The sequence below is a fragment of the Lelliottia sp. AC1 genome, from assembly GCF_023278595.1.
Classification (GTDB): domain Bacteria; phylum Pseudomonadota; class Gammaproteobacteria; order Enterobacterales; family Enterobacteriaceae; genus Enterobacter; species Enterobacter nimipressuralis.
On the sequence record NZ_CP025699.1, the window covers coordinates 3294522 to 3311209 of the forward strand.

At 51.2% G+C, this 16688-nt stretch carries 20 protein-coding genes; 5 read left to right on the forward strand and 15 right to left on the reverse strand.

The window, feature by feature from the left end; genetic code table 11:
* Position 1 precedes the first annotated feature (1 nt).
* The 5 genes from C0560_RS15645 to C0560_RS15665 form a co-directional block, all read right to left on the reverse strand.
* Positions 2-205: a tail protein X gene (locus tag C0560_RS15645; protein WP_060572636.1), complete on the reverse strand. Its 204-nt coding sequence runs from the start codon at positions 203-205 to the stop codon at positions 2-4.
* Entirely contained in the window at positions 205-669 is a 465-nt protein-coding gene (locus tag C0560_RS15650; RefSeq protein WP_248858998.1) for a head completion/stabilization protein, read from the reverse strand. Before C0560_RS15650 ends, C0560_RS15645 begins: the two co-directional genes overlap by 1 nt.
* 94 nt (positions 670-763) lie before the next feature.
* Positions 764-1411, reverse strand: a complete 648-nt coding sequence (gpM, locus tag C0560_RS15655; protein WP_248859001.1) for a phage terminase small subunit — start codon at positions 1409-1411, stop codon at positions 764-766.
* Between the two features lie 3 nt (positions 1412-1414).
* Positions 1415-2479, reverse strand: coding sequence for a phage major capsid protein, P2 family (locus C0560_RS15660; protein WP_248859003.1), 1065 nt, complete (start codon positions 2477-2479; stop codon positions 1415-1417).
* Between the two features lie 15 nt (positions 2480-2494).
* Positions 2495-3328 carry a GPO family capsid scaffolding protein gene (locus C0560_RS15665; protein WP_248859004.1) on the reverse strand — a complete coding sequence of 278 codons (834 nt, stop codon included), beginning with the start codon at positions 3326-3328 and terminating at the stop codon, positions 2495-2497.
* 140 nt (positions 3329-3468) lie between these two features.
* Here C0560_RS15665 and C0560_RS15670 point away from each other — a divergent pair, with 140 nt between their 5' ends.
* Together C0560_RS15670 and C0560_RS15675 are read left to right on the forward strand one after the other, a co-directional pair.
* Positions 3469-5235, forward strand: a complete 1767-nt coding sequence (locus C0560_RS15670; RefSeq protein ID WP_248859005.1) for a terminase ATPase subunit family protein — start codon at positions 3469-3471, stop codon at positions 5233-5235.
* Positions 5235-6263 carry a phage portal protein gene (locus C0560_RS15675; protein WP_248859006.1) on the forward strand — a complete coding sequence of 343 codons (1029 nt, stop codon included), beginning with the start codon at positions 5235-5237 and terminating at the stop codon, positions 6261-6263. The genes C0560_RS15670 and C0560_RS15675 overlap by 1 nt, the downstream gene beginning before the upstream one ends.
* 54 nt (positions 6264-6317) lie before the next feature.
* Here C0560_RS15675 and C0560_RS15680 read toward each other — a convergent pair whose 3' ends face one another.
* The 10 genes from C0560_RS15680 to C0560_RS15725 form a co-directional block, all read right to left on the reverse strand.
* Complete coding sequence (locus tag C0560_RS15680) at positions 6318-7472, reverse strand: RES family NAD+ phosphorylase (protein WP_248859007.1); 1155 nt, start codon at positions 7470-7472, stop codon at positions 6318-6320.
* Positions 7473-7751: 279 nt separating this feature from the next.
* Positions 7752-8912: a hypothetical protein gene (locus C0560_RS15685; RefSeq protein ID WP_248859008.1), complete on the reverse strand. Its 1161-nt coding sequence runs from the start codon at positions 8910-8912 to the stop codon at positions 7752-7754.
* 170 nt (positions 8913-9082) lie between these two features.
* On the reverse strand, positions 9083-9271 hold the full coding sequence (locus tag C0560_RS15690; RefSeq protein ID WP_174343702.1) for a hypothetical protein: 189 nt from the start codon (positions 9269-9271) through the stop codon (positions 9083-9085).
* 154 nt (positions 9272-9425) lie between these two features.
* Positions 9426-11810: a replication endonuclease gene (locus tag C0560_RS15695; protein ID WP_248859009.1), complete on the reverse strand. Its 2385-nt coding sequence runs from the start codon at positions 11808-11810 to the stop codon at positions 9426-9428.
* A gap of 19 nt (positions 11811-11829) precedes the next feature.
* A complete protein-coding gene (locus C0560_RS15700) occupies positions 11830-12057 on the reverse strand; it encodes a TraR/DksA family transcriptional regulator (protein WP_174343700.1) in 228 nt (75 codons plus the stop codon).
* Entirely contained in the window at positions 12057-12293 is a 237-nt protein-coding gene (locus tag C0560_RS15705; protein ID WP_248062701.1) for a DUF2732 family protein, read from the reverse strand. Before C0560_RS15705 ends, C0560_RS15700 begins: the two co-directional genes overlap by 1 nt.
* 67 nt (positions 12294-12360) lie before the next feature.
* Positions 12361-12702: a DUF5347 domain-containing protein gene (locus tag C0560_RS15710; RefSeq protein WP_248859010.1), complete on the reverse strand. Its 342-nt coding sequence runs from the start codon at positions 12700-12702 to the stop codon at positions 12361-12363.
* Positions 12666-12866 (reverse strand): phage filamentation protein Fil family protein, encoded by a 201-nt coding sequence (locus tag C0560_RS15715; RefSeq protein WP_219346842.1) that lies wholly within the window; start codon positions 12864-12866, stop codon positions 12666-12668. The genes C0560_RS15710 and C0560_RS15715 overlap by 37 nt, the downstream gene beginning before the upstream one ends.
* Positions 12867-12873: 7 nt before the next feature.
* The gene (locus C0560_RS15720) at positions 12874-13383 is read right to left on the reverse strand and encodes a phage regulatory CII family protein (protein WP_248859011.1); all 510 of its coding nucleotides are present in this window, start codon (positions 13381-13383) and stop codon (positions 12874-12876) included.
* A 32-nt stretch (positions 13384-13415) separates the two neighbouring features.
* Positions 13416-13658, reverse strand: coding sequence for a Rha family transcriptional regulator (locus C0560_RS15725; protein WP_133461120.1), 243 nt, complete (start codon positions 13656-13658; stop codon positions 13416-13418).
* 119 nt (positions 13659-13777) lie between these two features.
* Between C0560_RS15725 and C0560_RS15730 the strand changes: the two genes are divergently transcribed.
* The 3 genes from C0560_RS15730 to C0560_RS15740 all read left to right on the forward strand — a co-directional run bounded on the left by C0560_RS15730 (position 13778) and on the right by C0560_RS15740 (position 16448).
* On the forward strand, positions 13778-14410 hold the full coding sequence (locus tag C0560_RS15730) for a phage repressor protein CI (protein ID WP_248859013.1): 633 nt from the start codon (positions 13778-13780) through the stop codon (positions 14408-14410).
* 1 nt (position 14411) lies between these two features.
* Positions 14412-15425 (forward strand): site-specific integrase, encoded by a 1014-nt coding sequence (locus C0560_RS15735; RefSeq protein ID WP_248859015.1) that lies wholly within the window; start codon positions 14412-14414, stop codon positions 15423-15425.
* 228 nt (positions 15426-15653) lie between these two features.
* A complete protein-coding gene (locus tag C0560_RS15740) occupies positions 15654-16448 on the forward strand; it encodes a hypothetical protein (RefSeq protein WP_248859017.1) in 795 nt (264 codons plus the stop codon).
* Positions 16449-16688 lie beyond the last annotated feature (240 nt).

Here is a 16688-nt window from a genome sequence, read left to right on the forward strand (position 1 = left end):
TTCAGTCCCATAGCTGGACGGTCTGCGCAGTGGTCGATGCCGGGATATCCGGCAGTTCCACCTGCAGCCCGTGCGGTAAAAAGGGGCCGTGTTCGGCCAGCCCCGGATTGGCCCGTAATACCTGCTCCGTGACACCCTGCGTGCGCCCGTAGTGACGCCAGCACAGGGCATCCACCGTGTCATACTGGTGCGCACGCACTTTCATCAGATAAGCTCCACCGTGCAGTGCGGTGCATCCTGCACCCGGCTGATCGCCCAGCGGGCATCGCGCCACAGGTCGCCGCTGGCCTCTGCCAGCTCTTCCCCCCGCTTCACGCCGGACGCCGTGGCATCAAAGTCCTGATATCGCTCATTGAGCACGGCGCGCGCCCAGCAATAGACGGCGCTGTGGTAATGCTGAATGCGCTCGTTTTTGCCGTCGAGCACATCCCCAGGCACTTCCGCCAGAGCCTGAAAACCGAGCATTCGCTGGCGGTTGCGGAAGTCGAACAGCTCGGCGTTCACTTCGGAAATAGCGGTCAGCAGCACCTGCTTTAAGCGCGGCTGCGTCACCGTGCCGTCAGTGCGCATCACACTGCGAAACTCCGACAGGTCCACATCCGGCCAGAACGGCGTGTTTTTGATGACCTCCGCCTGTTCCGGTGCCGGTTCGGGCGCAACAAACTTCATGCGGTCTTCTCCTGAATAAGTGGGCGGTGGACGGGATTTTGATAAGGCAAAGCCTGTCGCCATCCCGTGCCGCCCGTGCGCGGGGCACGTTCCGTCAGCGGTCGTTGCGCAGTCTGCGCTCCAGCCGCTCTTTGTCTTTCTTCACACCGCAGCGGGAGTCCAGCTGGAGCGCATGAGTGAGGTGATTCAGGGCCGATGCCGGATGACTATCGCTTAGCACCGCGCCGATGGCTTTGTGCAGGCGCGCCCGCGACTGGTCCGGCATATCCTGCCCGGTGGTCAGGTCCAGCGCCTGCAGCAGCAGGTCGGCATCAAATGGGGCTGCCGCCAGCATCGCGCTTTGCGCCGCATCGGCCATTTCTTCGGCCAGCACGGTCTGAACGTTGCGGTTGCCGAGCGGCATCACCCAGCCGTGGCGCAGGGCATGACGCCCGATCTCCAGCGCACCGGCATAGTCCCCGGCATCGATACGCCACAGCATCACGTACATCAGGACGTCATCCTGCTGCGCGCCTCCGGCGGCCAGCACGCCATCTGCCCAGGCGGCATATTTCGGCAGCAGCTCCACCTTGATCGCCGCCTTTTTTACCGTGGACTGGATGCCCTTGAGACGGCGACGGTCTTCGGCCAGCTGGAGCAGCATCAGGTCATAGCCCGAGGCATGGCGAACACTGCCGCCCTCGCGGGCGGCCTGTTCAGCCTGAATGCGCAGGCGGTGCTGCCGTGCGGGACTCAGGCTCATGCGTTACTCCCCGGCGTCCGGTGCGACAGGCGCGCTGAAATCACCGATTTCGATGTTTTCCACCAGGGCGGCGCAGCGGTAGTCTTCGACCACATAGGCCTCGTTCACCGATTCGAAGTTTTCGATGCGGTCACGTTTCGGGTTGTCGATAACCGAGCGGCGGCGGGTCTCTTCCTGCCAGTAGATGGACAGGTTATCCAGGCGAGTGATCAGCACGGCATTCGCCGGGAAGTAAGGCGCGCGCACGGCCTGCAGGCCGCCCATGCGTTTCTGGCTGATGATCAGATCGGCGGCGATTTTCTCGCTGTTCTCCTGCTCCTTGTTGACCAGCGGGAAGTACTTGTCGGACAGCAGTTCACGGCCACAGACCACAACCAGCTCATCGTCGTCCTGGAAAATCGGATCGATAAGCTCGTTGACTGCATCCATCACCAGCGCGTCGAGGTTGGCGTACAGACCGCCCTTCCCGACTTTCACCGGCTCGACGGTCACGGTGCCGTCGTCTGCCGTTTTAGTGCCCAGCACGTTGTCCGGCGCGTCTTCACGGATTTTCTGCAGCCAGCCTTTGTTCACGTCCTGCAGTAGCACGTTCTCGCCACGGTTGGAGGTTTTGGCGCGCTTCACGCCGTTGAAGCCAATCATGATGCGGTCCAGCGCCTGACGTTTGACGATGGCGTTGCGGATACGCACCTGGAAGTCCTGGAACTTGGCCCACAGGTCCAGCTTCGCGTAGGTCAGCACCGTGTCGAAGTTGGTCTGCTCGCACTTGTATTCCACGTCGGCCATCAGCGTCGGATCGGTCGGCTCGCGCTCTTTGGTGGTGGTATCTGTGGTGCCTGCAATGGTGCTGCCGACGCCCAGGCCCAGCAGCTGACCGGACTGTTCGGCTACGCCCATCACGTTGATCAACGTCAGAAACGCGGCGGACTGCTGAATTTCATCTTCCAGTGTCTGCGATACCGACGGCTCCACGGTGAACTTGCTGGCAAGCTCGGTCACGGCCACACCGTTCAGGCGCGCCAGCTGCTGCAGGTAGGCGTTAAAGGCAAAGCGGGTTTTCTGTTTCATGTGTTGGTTTGCTCCTCAGCAATTGGTCACGGTGCCTGCCGGGGCGTCGCCGCCCGGCGCTCGCTGGCGGTAGTCCCTGCGGCTGTCTTCGCGGTTCAGCTTCTGCTCCAGTTCGGCAAAAGCGGCCTGCTGTTCCTGCAGGGAAGTCTCCAGCGCGAACAGGCGTTCGCCGTTTTCGGTCAGGGTTTTGGCGGTGCGTTCGCTCAGGTTCTGCTGCTCGGTTGCAACCAGCTCCACGGCCTGATGCACGTCAGAGAAACGCGCATCGTCGGTCTGCTCTTTTTTGGTGAACAGCGCGGTAACGCGGGCAAACAGGGAGGGTTTGTCGTCCTGGATTTCTTCCAGCTCGATAAGGGTTTCTTCGGCGGCAGAAAACAGGTTGTCCGGTTTCTGCTTGCGGTTCGCCAGCGGGTTATGGGCGGCACTGGCGCTGAACGCCAGCATCTCAGTACCCAGACTCGCCGGATCGTCGGTTGCGGCAAGTCCAACAAGATAGGCTTTGCCGGTGTCGGCAAATTTCGGGCTGACCTCCATGGAGGTGAACAGCTTCTGGCCTTTTTTTACCAGCTCCACCAGGGAGGTGGTCGGCTCCACATCGGCGTACAGCGCCATCTTGCCTGCCAGCGGGCCGTCCTTGATTTCTTCGGCAACCAGCGCCGTTACCTGGCCGTAACGGTTAAAGGCGCTGTCCGGGGAGTAGGACTTGATGTGCTCAAGGTTAATCAGCGCGGTATAGACCGTCGGGTTGTAGCTCGCCGCCATTTGTTCCAGCCATTCGCGCTGGATTTCGCGTCCGTCGGTGGTGGCACCTTCCACCCCGATGCGGAAACGCTTTGCTTTCACTGTCATGAGCCGTGCTCCGTTAGAAAACTGTCTGGAGCCTTATGGTTGCGGGGATGGGGGGAGTGAGACAACGCGCGGCGCTTGTGCCTTACGCCATACAAAACGAAGCCGAAGAAAGAGGTCAGTCAAGGCCGTAGGCTTGTGCCATGGATATGACACTGACCCCCGCAGACCTCGATCCCCGTCGGCAGGCCATGCTGCTGTACTTTCAGGGATACCGCGTAGCCCGCATTGCTGAAATGCTGGGCGAGAAAGTTGCAACCGTTCACAGCTGGAAGAAGCGCGATAAATGGGGAGAGTACGGGCCGCTGGATCAGATGCAGCTCACCACCGCCGCGCGCTACTGCCAGCTCATCATGAAGGAGCAGAAAGAAGGGAAAGACTTCAAGGAGATTGACCTGCTGGCGCGCCAGTCCGAGCGCCATGCCCGGATCGGCAAATTCAACGATGGCGGCAACGAAGCCGACCTGAACCCCAACGTCGCCAACCGCAACAAAGGCCCGCGCAAGCAACCGGAAAAGAACCTGTTTACCGACGAGCAGATCGAGAAACTGCAGGAGGTATTCCACGATTCAATGTTTGCCTACCAGCGCCACTGGTGGGAGGCAGGCAACCGGCACCGTATCCGTAACCTGCTCAAGTCCCGCCAGATTGGGGCGACCTTCTTCTTTGCCCGTGAGGCGCTGATTGACGCCATCACCACTGGGCGCAACCAGATCTTCCTCTCCGCCAGCAAGGCGCAGGCGCACGTCTTTAAGCAGTACATCATCGACTTTGCCAAAGAGGTCGATGTGGAGCTGAAAGGCGACCCGATGACGCTCAGCAACGGCGCGTGCCTGTACTTCCTCGGCACCAACGCGCGCACGGCGCAGAGTTACCACGGCAACCTGTACCTGGATGAATATTTCTGGATACCGAAATTCCAGGAGCTGCGCAAGGTCGCGTCCGGGATGGCCATCCACAAAAAATGGCGGCAGACCTACTTCTCCACGCCGTCCAGCCTGACCCACAGCGCGTATCCGTTCTGGTCCGGTGCGCTGTTCAACCGGGGCCGCGCTAAAGCCGATAAGGTCGATATCGACCTGACCCACACCAGCCTGGCTCCCGGCCTGCTCTGCCCGGACGGGCAGTATCGCCAGATTGTCACCGTGGAAGATGCGGTGCGCGGCGGGTGTAACCTGTTCGACCTCGACCAGCTGCGCACGGAGTACAGCCCGGACGAATACCAGAACCTGCTGATGTGCGAATTTATCGACGATCTCGCGTCGGTCTTTCCGCTCAGTGAGCTGCAGGCGTGCATGGTGGACAGCTGGGAAGTGTGGTCAGATTTTCAGGCCCTGGCTCTGCGCCCGTTTGGCTGGCGTGAAGTCTGGATCGGGTATGACCCGGCAAAGGGTACGCAGAACGGTGACAGCGCCGGGTGCGTGGTCATGGCTCCGCCAACCGTGCCGGGCGGCAAGTTCCGTATTCTGGAGCGCCACCAGTGGCGCGGGATGGACTTCCGCGCTCAGGCAGACGCCATCAAGAAACTGACGCAGCAGTACAACGTGACCTATATCGGCATCGACTCCACCGGCGTCGGCCACGGCGTGTATGAGAACGTGAAAGCGTTCTTCCCTGCCGTGCGGGAGTTCGTCTACAACCCCAACGTCAAAAACGCCCTGGTGCTCAAGGCCTACGACATTATCAGCCACCGCCGTCTGGAGTTTGACGCCGGACACACCGACATCGCGCAATCATTCATGGCAATCCGCCGCGCCACCACCGCCAGCGGCAACCGCCCGACTTACGAAGCCAGCCGCAGCGAAGAAGCCAGCCACGCCGATCTGGCCTGGGCGACGATGCACGCACTGTTTAACGAACCGCTGCAGGGCGAAGCCGCTAATACCAGCAATATTGTGGAGATTTTTTGATGGGCAAGAGTAAGAAAAACCGCGCTGCAGCAGCGCATAACGTTCAGCACAGCAGCGGCGCGTCTGCAGAAGCGTTCAGCTTTGGTGATCCGATCCCGGTACTGGACCGCCGCGAGCTGCTGGATTATGTCGAGTGCGTGCAGATGAACCGCTGGTATGAGCCGCCGGTGAGTTTTGACGGACTGGCGCGCACCTACCGTGCGGCCGTGCATCACAGTTCGCCGATTGCGGTGAAACGCAATATTCTGACCAGCACCTTTATCCCTCACCCGCTGCTGAGCCAGCAGGCATTCAGCCGCTTTGTGCAGGACTATCTGGTATTCGGTAACGCCTATCTGGAGAAGCGCACCAACCGGCTCGGTGGCATTCTGTCGCTGGAGCCTTCTCTGGCAAAATACACCCGGCGCGGTGTGGATCTCGATACCTACTGGTTTGTGCAGTACGGCATGACCACGCAACCATACGAGTTCACCCGAGGCAGCATTTTTCACCTGATGGAACCGGACCTGAACCAGGAGATTTACGGCCTGCCGGAATACCTGTCCGCCATCCCTTCTGCCCTGCTGAACGAGTCCGCCACCCTGTTCCGCCGCAAGTATTACATCAATGGCAGCCATGCGGGGTTCATCATGTACATGACCGACGCCGCGCAGAACCAGGAGGACGTGAACAACATTCGCCAGGCGATGAAAAGCGCCAAAGGGCCGGGCAACTTTCGCAACCTGTTTATGTACTCGCCCAACGGCAAAAAGGACGGGATTCAGATCATCCCGCTGTCAGAGGTCGCGGCAAAGGATGAGTTTCTGAATATCAAAAATGTGAGCCGCGATGACATGATGGCAGCGCACCGCGTTCCGCCGCAGATGATGGGGATTATGCCGAGTAATGTTGGGGGGTTTGGGGATGTGGAGAAGGCGGCAAACGTTTTTGTACGTAACGAACTATTACCATTACAAAAGAGGATGGAGGAATTTAATGATTGGCTAGGGGAAGACCTAATCACATTCAATCCATATTATTTTACTTAACATTCGGATCCAGCCCCGAGAAAACACAAACTCTTTCAACGGGGCAACCCTCACTTACTCAACTTCCTCATAATAAATTTCCCACTGGTCATTCATTCCTACAACTTGTTTTTCCTCGTAAGTATACTGAACTCTGTCAATTTCAATCACTTTTGAGGTTCCATCTATAAATTCCATGTCCGAAGGATTAAAAACAACCAAATTCTTCCCTTCACCAACTGTACTTGAAAACTGAATACCATCGTACCCTTCCTTTCTTATACAATCGGATATAAGTTGTGACACGCTATATCTACCTTCTAAGGAAGGCGGGGTTGCAGTATTAAAAATACCCGCCATTTTAGCATATGGAATCATAGCTAAAAGACTGTCATCATCCTCAATGAATCCTAAAAAATTCGGGTTTGAAAAATCGAATACTTTTAATGCTCTTGCAACTCTAAAGGTTCCAATTGACACAACATCTGTTGGATGCGGTCGAACTTCCGCAATCGCGGTATAGCTATCTGTAGCACAATAAAGATATGAAACCCCCACTCTATTGGCCCTACCAGACGTTGCCCTAAGTGGAGGCACCGCTCCTATTTCCTTGTCTTTAAATGGAACAAATATTTTCTTTCCTTCACTGCTGAATTCTTGTAGAGCAACTTTATAACCAGCAGTTCCGACTCTTGCTCTATAGACTACCGAACTCCCTTCAATAGTTTTAGCGAAGTTATCATCATAGCTGTTTATAATACTCCTTAACTCATCTTCAAAATCATGATAATTTCTTTCTGAAAGTTTTTTCGATAACGACTCTAAAAATGGTTGATGTGAATTCTTGATAGACATATATGGCATATTATATGTTCTATCAGCTCCATATCCGGCATAAAGATTAATTTCATTATCTACATAAAAACCCATATCCCATAATTCGCCATCAAGGTCCCCAAAAGCTTCATCTTGCTCCTGTATATCTTTAGTAAAGATGAAATCATCTGCTAAAAGAAAACCCGTGAAATTATCACCACCAAAATGAGTATTATAATCGACCTCATTATAATTATATCTCACTATAGCCTTCAGTAAGTTATGAGCTTCAAGTGACTCAGTATCTAAACAAATATTATCTGAACCACAAAAAGCACAAGTATTATAAATGTTTTGCAAACGCATTAAGTTTTTAATATTTGATTCGATAATATGATTTTCGCAGATAAACATTATAACCTCCCTTAATTACCCCTTAGATACTCATTATTGCCGTTTAGGACTGAGCGCGCAATCGTATCCCCGCCACGCCTACCCGCTTTATGCCGTGGTTTTCATGCGCCTGCATGACATATGCAACAGCCCGCCAATTCTGGCGGGCATCAGCGAAAACGATCCTCATACTATCATGCGATCTCATGCGCCATATGAAGTTTTCCTGACACAGCATTGGGTTGGGATAACACCTAACTCAGGAAGATTTTTTGTGTGTTTGTAACCCACACCTAGAGTTTACCAATCCATGTTTGAGGCATTATCCATCTCACGAGTTAAGTAATTAACAAATAAGTCCATATCCCTTTCTGATCTCATCGCCTCCGCATAGGTTCCATTAATTACGTAAGATAATATTAAAGGACATCCAGATTCAATATAAATTTTTGCTGGGGACAGATCTCCCTGCCACAAACTTTCAAGAAAATCGTTAATTAATTGCATAGCTTCAGGTGCCAAAAAATGCACACCATTTCCAAACTTGAAACGTTCTTTATTTTCTCGATGAGGCAGCAATAGTGGCACAGCCCCTACACTTGAGTGAAATTCCAATGCTTGCCCATCCTTACCGAAGGCACCATGGGCTACAAAATTACGCACCTGTTTTCTGAGTATAAGTAAACGATCATAGAATGATTTTAGACTGGAAGAGTTAATATCAATGGCTAATTTGAATTTCTCCCCCCATTCTTTTCCAACTTTATCAGCCACATCATTCCCATTTTTTATCTCACCCTTCAAGATTGCAATAAGAATGAAAACATGCTCGGTCCAATTGAAAAATGACTCAATTGCAGACGTTGCTAACCACATAGCCTCTCTTCGGAGTTCAATTACCTTATTTGATTGTTCAAAAGTGGATTGTAACAGGCTGAAAAAATTATCAGACTTAAACTCACTATCAACTTCCAGTTTAGACTCTTGGCCAGCAGCAGCTTCATCAAGCTTCAGTTTATATAGCTCTAAAAAATAGCAAAACCTATCATAAAGAGAATTAGCATTGTTATTAACATTTAGATTTGAAGTCTTTGCTGCATTGTCTGCAAGCGAGTCAAAAAATTTCGTAGCAGCTTTAACCCCTGCGCAAATATGTCTCAAAACAGTTTTAGCTTGCTCTATATCATCATCACTCTTGATAAATATATCTAAACCAAGTTTACGATGTTCTATAATTACGACAGTCCCATCAATCCGGACTGGGATAGAAAAAGAAATTTTCTCATCAACCCCACGATTTTTAAATTTCAGTAAATCTACCAAAAGAAAATAAACGAGATAATACGGAGGTAATGAGTCTCCCAAACCCGAGCGCTTACCCCAAAAATATTCATCAAGCTCGGCAGACTCCATTGTCCCTATGACTCTTCGGACGCGTTCTTCAACTTTAGCCAGATCCATTCCCCATACCGCCTTTCAATATCACTTAAGGTATTACAGCCAATGACATCGATTAAATACAGCGTAGATAATAGGCAACTTGCTACTGTTTTCAAGAGCTTTCTGTTTCAATCCTTAGTTGACCTTGCTGACGCGAGAATCTAGTTCTCACGCCAGCAACGTTCCTGCTGCTAACCGGGAAGATCCATTGACCGGCTGTATTCATGGGCACGAATCTTCGCCATCAGCTCATCCGTTAACTCAGAAACCCACTGGATAGCCAGCCGCTTCTCTTCATCATCACACTCACTAGCCGCTACAAGCTTGATAAAGAAATCAATACGCTGGAGCTTCAACGACTCCAAAAGATAGTCCTGCATCTTCCCTCCTGTTCATACTACTGGATAAATAACTGTATATATATCCACTGGTTATAAACACAGTATAGAATTAGTTTCCAGTTGTAAAATCCTTTTTTATCTTTCAATCACATACTACCCAGCGGATCACTAAACAGCGCTAATCTGGCATTATTCACGAATACCACTGACGCCATTTGTCATCCTCCTGTAGACGCTGGTTCCGGTAGAACAAGCGCAACCCGGCCCCAGATGGCAGGCTGCCGCCACGCAGAAGCAGATCAACTTCCGTTTCACTGGCATCAAAGCCTCTGGACCTCAGCTCCGCATCGAGCTGCAGGCGCTGGTGATCTGTAATTTCCTGTTTATAGCCTTTCCGGCGCTTCGGTTTGACCAGCCGCAGCCTTGCGGTCAGCTCTCTCAGCTCCTTTTTGCTCATGTTCTCGAAGTCCGGCAGCGCTGCAGGTTCATCGCTGCCCGGTAATTCGCCCCCTGTCTGGTACGTTTTTTCAACAGGGGGACAGTTATTGCCACGAGTCCAAGGGGCGCGAGCGCCCTGGTCGGCTGTCGCCTCCTGAACGTCAACGGCCTTACGAACCATTTTCCACTTCATCACGTGCGTGCAGATCCGGCCCTCAACAATCGGGGACCAGATGCCATAGATTCGGATGCCGTGATCACCATAGGTGCCCGGCTCGTCGTTAAGCTCGTATGCGGTTCGGATAAGGTGATGTTTGCGGGGAACCAGTACGCCGCCCTGCTTCATGATGTAGGTGGCAAAGCAGCCCGCGTCGGCTGCAGCCAGCACGGCATCCAGACGCGCATTTTCCAGCACCGGCGCACATGCTTTTTTATCGCCGTGCGCCCTCGCCGCCTGCCCGGCCAGCAGGCGCAGCTCGCGGTATGCCTGACGCCCTGGAATGCCGAAGAAACGGAATTGTTGAACCCGGTGCAGGGATGCCCAGGCACTGACGTGCTCGGCGCTGTCGCGCAGTGATTTGCCAGTTTCTTTGCTGATCTCTTTCGCCAGGCCGCGCCCATCGATATTTTTGCTGATGTATTTGGCGATATAGCTGGTCGGTGTGCCTTTGCGCGGGTTGATGAGTTCAGACTTGAAGCGAGGGCCGGTATTGTTGCCCAGCTCGGCGCGGTCTTCACGAATAGCAAATTTACGCAGCAGAGCAGTGAGCGTCCGGCGATCTTTTTTGCGCATGAAGCACAGCAGATGCCAGTGCACGGTGCCGTCGTGGTGAGGCTCAGCAACGCGGACGCCATACCAGCGCAGCCCGGCTTTGTGCAGAGCCTTACGGAATGCGGCGAACGTATCGACCAGATAATCACTGCTCTGCCGGACTGTTTCGCTGGTCCACTTCGGATTCGGCCTGCCGTTGTTGAGGGTTGCATGGAAGCGTGACGGGCAGGTGATGGTATAAAACACAGCGCAGTCGCCGCGCATTTCTGCGATCAACTCCAGCCCTTTCACACAGGCCATCATTTCATTGCGCCGGTGCGCCGGATTGCTACTGCTGGCGTTCACCACGTCTTCCATATCCAGCGTGTCACCGTCGGCATTGACCAGCTCGTGCGACTGGAAAAACTCCAGCGATTTACGGCGCTGCTCGCGTTTGTGGATCACGGCTTCATAGCTGACATACGGGGACGCTTTCTTGTTGACCAGGCAAACGGCACGCAGCTGTTCCTCCCGCCACTCGCAGCGTATCTGCCACAGCTTGCGATACCACCAGTCTGCACACAGCATTCGCGCCAGCGAACCCGGAATAAGGTCATAGGGCACCGGCTTGCGACGGCGCTTCTTGCGGCGCAGCTGTTCAAACGCTGGCGGAATGACATCAAGACGCATAGCCTCTGCCGCTACCTTTTCCCATGACTGTCGGATTTGCTCAGGCTTCACGTCATCCGTCACAAACAGATCGCTGCAGGCGGCATCGAGACACATGCTCATATATGCCGCAACCAGGGTGGACAGACGCTTGACCTGTTCCTGATTCATTTCAGGCAGTACAAGCAGCCCCTCCAGCCCTTCATGGCTCGCCATAAACCGAAAAGAGGCAGACACCTGACTTTCACGCACACGATCCAGCCGCTCAAGACATGGCCTGATGGTCTCACGCAGATAGCGGGAATAAGCCTTTGGCCTTCCCAGCCCATGGAAGAATTTAATTCGCTCCAGCAGAGGTTTGCTGACGTGCACGGGTTCGGCGCTGACGTTTGCAAGAATGACCAGATCGGGATTAAAGCGCTGCTGCTCACGGGCCATTTTGGCGCGGCTGATGAGCTGGTCCTGCTCCAGTTCACGCTGAACAGGATCGCGGGATTCATTGAAGAAATAGCGTTCCCAGACCTCATCACTCAGCGCCTCACGGCGCAGCTGCTCTTGCTCGTTATCCGCTGCGTAGAGAGTGATCAGGTTTGAAAGCGCAGACACCGGCGCAACTTCCGCCGGGTCCAGATAAGGGTTTACTGCTTTTTTCGGGGCGTTCCATGGGAAAACCCCGGCGGCCTCAGTCGGGCCACCTTTGTCGTTTGTTAATTCAGGCATCACTGACAGGCTCCGAAGCTCACAGCGCGCCTCGGGTGTAGTGCTTCCCTTTCAGTTCTGCGATTTCTTGGCAAGTCACGCAACACTGCACGCCCGGGATGGCTTGTCTGCGAGCTGTTGGGATTGGTGCGTCACAGTCGATGCAAAGCACGCGAGCAATTCCCGGCTTTCGTGCGCGGGCGTTCTGGATATGGCGCTGCAGGTTTTCTTCGACGCGCTGCTGTACGAGATCCATGGAATCAGCCATTAGTGCCAGTCCCCGCGTGATTCAGCTTCATAACGAGCAACTTCACGGCGCAGCAGTTCTGCCGCCTCAATTCCGGTCATTTCCTTTTGCAGGATGTGGAGCGCCAGTGCCTCCATGCGGAGGGAAACGGCAAAGGCACAGCTTTTACGCTCATCCAGGCGAGTCTCGTTAAACAGCTGGAATAAACCGGCATCATCCGGTCCGGTTTTGGTGGTACGCGTTTCACTATTTCGCATAATCAATTCTCCTGAATTTGGGCAAAAGAATGCCCGGCGGGTTTACGCCATTAATTTCTGTTTTGGGTTAATTCGGCATGGTTAGCCGTTTCGGAAATAAGCTCACCACTGCACGAAAATGATTCATTGCTTTAATCAGCTCCTGCGTTTCGTCAGTGGTCAGCTCATTAATATTGACGCTGTGACGTTCTGCCGGAATTTTTGCCATGAAGAATATGGCGGCCAGTGCCCTCTCATTCTGTTTGTGGTTAATGTCGCGTGGATCGCGCATCTCATTAATAAACCGTTCCAGCTCGTGCTCAATATTCAGACCAAACACTTTTGCTCTCAGCTCCGCGATGTGGTTCAGCCCATTCAGGCGCTGACCGGCGCTTAGTGGAACAGTCGCTGCAGGACCTTCAATAGCCATGGTTTCCCCTGTTGGATAGTGGACAGGTCGGCCAAAAGTGCATCCTGCGAGCGGCACGGATGCCAGCGCTTACCATCTTTCCCAATGATCCAGCCGTGGCCGCAGTGCATTGCCGGGCTTTGCTTAACGAGAAGAGACGCAAATGAGGGTTCATTGTTCAGCATAAACACCTCAGCTCAGCCCAAACGAAGAACCAAGGCCCGTCACGGTATCGACGACACTCGCCATTGCAGGGTTGGCCTGTAAACGCGCCTGCAGTGAAATAGCAGTTAAAGCCATCAGACGAGTAACAGAGTTGACGCTTTCAACAACCTGACGGCGGGTGGTCGCATTTAGCTGAACACCAGAAACCGCACTGGCAGCGACACGGCCGATCTCGGCGGTGGCTTTCAGGACGTACTGCGGCATTTTCTCCCGAGCGACTTCATTGGTCGGTACGCATGGCAGGCAGTGAATCTGCGCCAGAAAACCATCAACCAGCGTTGAGTCTTCGGTGAGATCAGTTAGCAGCCAGATATCTGGTGCAGTGAGCTGATGCGGTTGCTCAGGATTGAGCTTATTACGCAAGATTTGAACGTTCATACCAGCTCGTTCTGCCAACTTCGCCATGTTGTGGCGTAGAGCAAAGGCCCGGCAGGCTTCATCAAAGTGTGGATGTTTGGAGATCTTATAATCAAACATGTTAGCCCCTTCGAAAGTTCTCATAATTGAACTTACTGACCAACAATGACGCGGAAGTTGGAATGACCAAGAGATTCGCGCATACGATCAGTTTTATACATCGCATAGCGCAGGCATACCCGGCCTTTGTTTTTATCCTTTTTCACCATGTATTTAGCGAGCTGACCATGGTGGATTTTTTGATAAACAGAGCCACGGGAGATACCTTCCCATTCCGCGAACTCTGCAGGCGTGGCCATCTCTTTTGGTACACGAATTGAAATATCAGTACTCATAGTGCAGTATCTCTCGATTAAGGTTTGGTTTACGTCGTTTTATCTTGTTTTATTTAATTCAATAATTGATACATCGAGATACTACGATCCAATATTTGATACGTCAATAGGGTTGAAAAATGATACACGTTAAAGCAGGCGAGAATACTGGGGGTCGTGAGGCCATCCATAGGCTCATAGCTGCCTACGATTTTAAGTCCAGGCAACAGCTGTGTGATCATTTAGGTGCATCAAAAAGCACCATGGCAAACAGATACTTAAGGGATAGCTTTCCGGCTGAATGGGTAATTCAATGCGCACTTGAAACTGGCGTTTCATTGCTTTGGCTGACCACTGGCCAAGGTGAACCAGGTTCAAATATTGACTCAAAAAAAGATATCAATTTCGTGAACTCTGGCAAAGTTAAACACCTTTCAGACCTTGTTTCTCCTGAAATAGACAAGGCGACTCTTATGGGTGGTTCCTTGGTTGAGGCGGGAAAAGCGATTATTGATAGTAGCCTGATTCCTTCAGAATCCAGTAATCTGCTTTTGGTGAATACCGACGGTGACTCTTACCTGGTTGACCGTAGCCAAATGCCGCCAGTGAACGGAATGTGGCTGGTTGATATCGATGGGATCAAAAGCATCGTTAAACTCACTCGCCTTCCTGGCAACAGATTAGTGGTACATCAAGATGACTCCTCATTTGAATGCAGCCTGGATGACCTTGAGGTACTAGGCAGAGCCTTAAAAATCATTAAGAGCCTTTGATATGACGATAAGGAAGCAGCCGAACGGGAAATGGCTATGTGAGTGCTACCCGAACGGGCGCGATGGTAAACGCGTGCGCAAGCAATTTGCGACGAAAGGCGAGGCCGTAGCATTCGAAAACTTCACCATGGATGAAGTAAACAAAAAGCCGTGGCTGGGGGAGAAGGAAGATCGGCGGAAACTGTCAGAATTGATTGAGCAGTGGCATTCCCTCTACGGGCAGACTCTGGCAGACCCCAAACGTCTGATGGCAAAGCTCAGCATTATCTGTAATGGCCTTGGCGATCCCGTGGCATCAGAACTGACAGCCGGTGACTTTACGAAATACCGTGAAGCGCGGTTAAAGGGTGAAGTGCGAAATGAAGATGGCGCGCTTATGTCGCCGGTTAAGCCACGGACGGTAAACCTTGAGCAACGCAACCTCTCATCAGTTTTTGGCACTCTGAAAAAGCTGGGCCACTGGTCAGCTCCCAACCCTCTAGCTGGGCTTCCAACGTTCAAGATAGCCGAGGGCGAGTTGGCGTTCTTAGCTCCTGAAGAAATTAAGCGCCTATTGGATGCCTGCGCAGATTCTCAAAGCCACAGCCTCCTTACGATTGCAAAAATTTGCCTAGCGACTGGCGCACGATGGAGTGAGGCAGAAAATCTGCAGGGCCATCAGTTATCAAAGTATCGGATCACTTACACAAAGACTAAAGGCAAGAAAAACCGAACCGTGCCGGTATCTCAGGAGCTGTATAGCGAACTCCCAAAAAACAGAGGAAAGCTATGCACACCATGTAGAAAGGCCTTCGAGCGAGCAGTGAAGCGAGCTGGTATTGATTTGCCAGAGGGTCAATGTACCCACGTACTGCGGCACACATTTGCTAGTCATTTTATGATGAATGGCGGAAATATACTCGTTCTTAAAGAAATCTTGGGGCATGCCGATATAAAAATGACTATGATTTATGCCCATTTTTCTCCTGACCATCTCGAAGATGCAGTAACGAAAAACCCTCTAGTTAACTTATAAGGAATAATTAATGAATACTTGGTTGTCATTATTTTTTATCGGCTTATACAATTTGCACTCTTATGCTTGATTTATCTAACATACAAGAATGAGTGGTACAAATTAAATCATGAGAATCTTTTCAGTCAAAAAATATTCTGGATCTCCATATTAACACCAACACTAAGCTTCATTTATTTTGGTATATTCTCTTGGCTGGGACACAAACCACAATTAGATAGTGATGGCATGACAAATTTTTTAACCATAACAAAACTGCCATTATTCATCCTTGCAGCAGCAGTCCCACTCGGGGCTATAATTACTAACCTTCATAGAACATATCAGGTCGAAGCTCAAATAAAAACAGCTGAAGAAAAAAACAAATCAGATGCATTTTACGCTCATTATAAATATTACACAGAAACTTTTTCGAAATTAGAAGTAAGTAAAAAACCATTAAAAAACCCAAAACAAAGAATGGATGATGTAAATTCACTGACTATTACAATCAACAAAACGCACACTTTGTATAAGAAAGCCTTTCACACATCATCACCAAGCACTGGGCCTAAATTCGCACCAAGCTCAAACTTTTTAAATGCGACAGATAAGTTTGTAGATAATTTCTTGGAATCCGTAAGCAAAATGGATCACGATACTTTATCACGTAAGTTAAATGATGGAATAAACAAAAAAGATGAACACTTCAAAAGAATGAGATTAACTTTATTAACGCTCTGTACCTACTTATGCATAGATGATGATATTTCTGAACTAGAGTTACTTGACCTGGAAATAAATAATAGAAAGGTTTGTTTGCACCTTAGTTTGTTGAGATTAAGATTACTGTGCATCAAAGTTAATATGGCCATAATTCAAATTTTAGACATATTAGGCGTCAATAAAAAAAGTCATCCTGAATTATACGGAAAAATCATGACGTTAAGGACATGCGTAAAGGAACCTATATCAATTTTGGATAATATTGAGTGGCACTTAAATGATGAAGCACTCGAAGGAACCTTAAACAAAAATGATTAAGTTTTCTGTAAATCTTTGATGTTAAGCTACAAAGTTAAAAGAATTAATGAAAAGGCGTTTTAATGATGTCACATAACAAGATGGCGGCAATTTGGCGGCAGAGCATTGAAAACACATAAAACAGACAAACACCACAAAATACTAACACACTGTTTTAAAACGTAAACCACTGTTTGTACTGTGATAAAAATGGTATGTAGGAATTTCGGACGGGGGTTCAAATCCCCCCAGCTCCACCAA

What these genes read in the sequence shown, in the direction of transcription:
- C0560_RS15645 (WP_060572636.1), bottom strand. Translation starts at nt 205, where the DNA reads ATGAAAGTGCGTGCGCACCAGTATGACACGGTGGATGCCCTGTGCTGG.
- C0560_RS15650 (WP_248858998.1), bottom strand. Translation starts at nt 669, where the DNA reads ATGAAGTTTGTTGCGCCCGAACCGGCACCGGAACAGGCGGAGGTCATC.
- gpM (WP_248859001.1), bottom strand. Translation starts at nt 1,411, where the DNA reads ATGAGCCTGAGTCCCGCACGGCAGCACCGCCTGCGCATTCAGGCTGAA.
- C0560_RS15660 (WP_248859003.1), bottom strand. Translation starts at nt 2,479, where the DNA reads ATGAAACAGAAAACCCGCTTTGCCTTTAACGCCTACCTGCAGCAGCTG.
- C0560_RS15665 (WP_248859004.1), bottom strand. Translation starts at nt 3,328, where the DNA reads ATGACAGTGAAAGCAAAGCGTTTCCGCATCGGGGTGGAAGGTGCCACC.
- C0560_RS15670 (WP_248859005.1), top strand. Translation starts at nt 3,469, where the DNA reads ATGGATATGACACTGACCCCCGCAGACCTCGATCCCCGTCGGCAGGCC.
- C0560_RS15675 (WP_248859006.1), top strand. Translation starts at nt 5,235, where the DNA reads ATGGGCAAGAGTAAGAAAAACCGCGCTGCAGCAGCGCATAACGTTCAG.
- C0560_RS15680 (WP_248859007.1), bottom strand. Translation starts at nt 7,472, where the DNA reads ATGTTTATCTGCGAAAATCATATTATCGAATCAAATATTAAAAACTTA.
- C0560_RS15685 (WP_248859008.1), bottom strand. Translation starts at nt 8,912, where the DNA reads ATGGATCTGGCTAAAGTTGAAGAACGCGTCCGAAGAGTCATAGGGACA.
- C0560_RS15690 (WP_174343702.1), bottom strand. Translation starts at nt 9,271, where the DNA reads ATGCAGGACTATCTTTTGGAGTCGTTGAAGCTCCAGCGTATTGATTTC.
- C0560_RS15695 (WP_248859009.1), bottom strand. Translation starts at nt 11,810, where the DNA reads ATGCCTGAATTAACAAACGACAAAGGTGGCCCGACTGAGGCCGCCGGG.
- C0560_RS15700 (WP_174343700.1), bottom strand. Translation starts at nt 12,057, where the DNA reads ATGGCTGATTCCATGGATCTCGTACAGCAGCGCGTCGAAGAAAACCTG.
- C0560_RS15705 (WP_248062701.1), bottom strand. Translation starts at nt 12,293, where the DNA reads ATGCGAAATAGTGAAACGCGTACCACCAAAACCGGACCGGATGATGCC.
- C0560_RS15710 (WP_248859010.1), bottom strand. Translation starts at nt 12,702, where the DNA reads ATGGCTATTGAAGGTCCTGCAGCGACTGTTCCACTAAGCGCCGGTCAG.
- C0560_RS15715 (WP_219346842.1), bottom strand. Translation starts at nt 12,866, where the DNA reads ATGCTGAACAATGAACCCTCATTTGCGTCTCTTCTCGTTAAGCAAAGC.
- C0560_RS15720 (WP_248859011.1), bottom strand. Translation starts at nt 13,383, where the DNA reads ATGTTTGATTATAAGATCTCCAAACATCCACACTTTGATGAAGCCTGC.
- C0560_RS15725 (WP_133461120.1), bottom strand. Translation starts at nt 13,658, where the DNA reads ATGAGTACTGATATTTCAATTCGTGTACCAAAAGAGATGGCCACGCCT.
- C0560_RS15730 (WP_248859013.1), top strand. Translation starts at nt 13,778, where the DNA reads ATGATACACGTTAAAGCAGGCGAGAATACTGGGGGTCGTGAGGCCATC.
- C0560_RS15735 (WP_248859015.1), top strand. Translation starts at nt 14,412, where the DNA reads ATGACGATAAGGAAGCAGCCGAACGGGAAATGGCTATGTGAGTGCTAC.
- C0560_RS15740 (WP_248859017.1), top strand. Translation starts at nt 15,654, where the DNA reads ATGACAAATTTTTTAACCATAACAAAACTGCCATTATTCATCCTTGCA.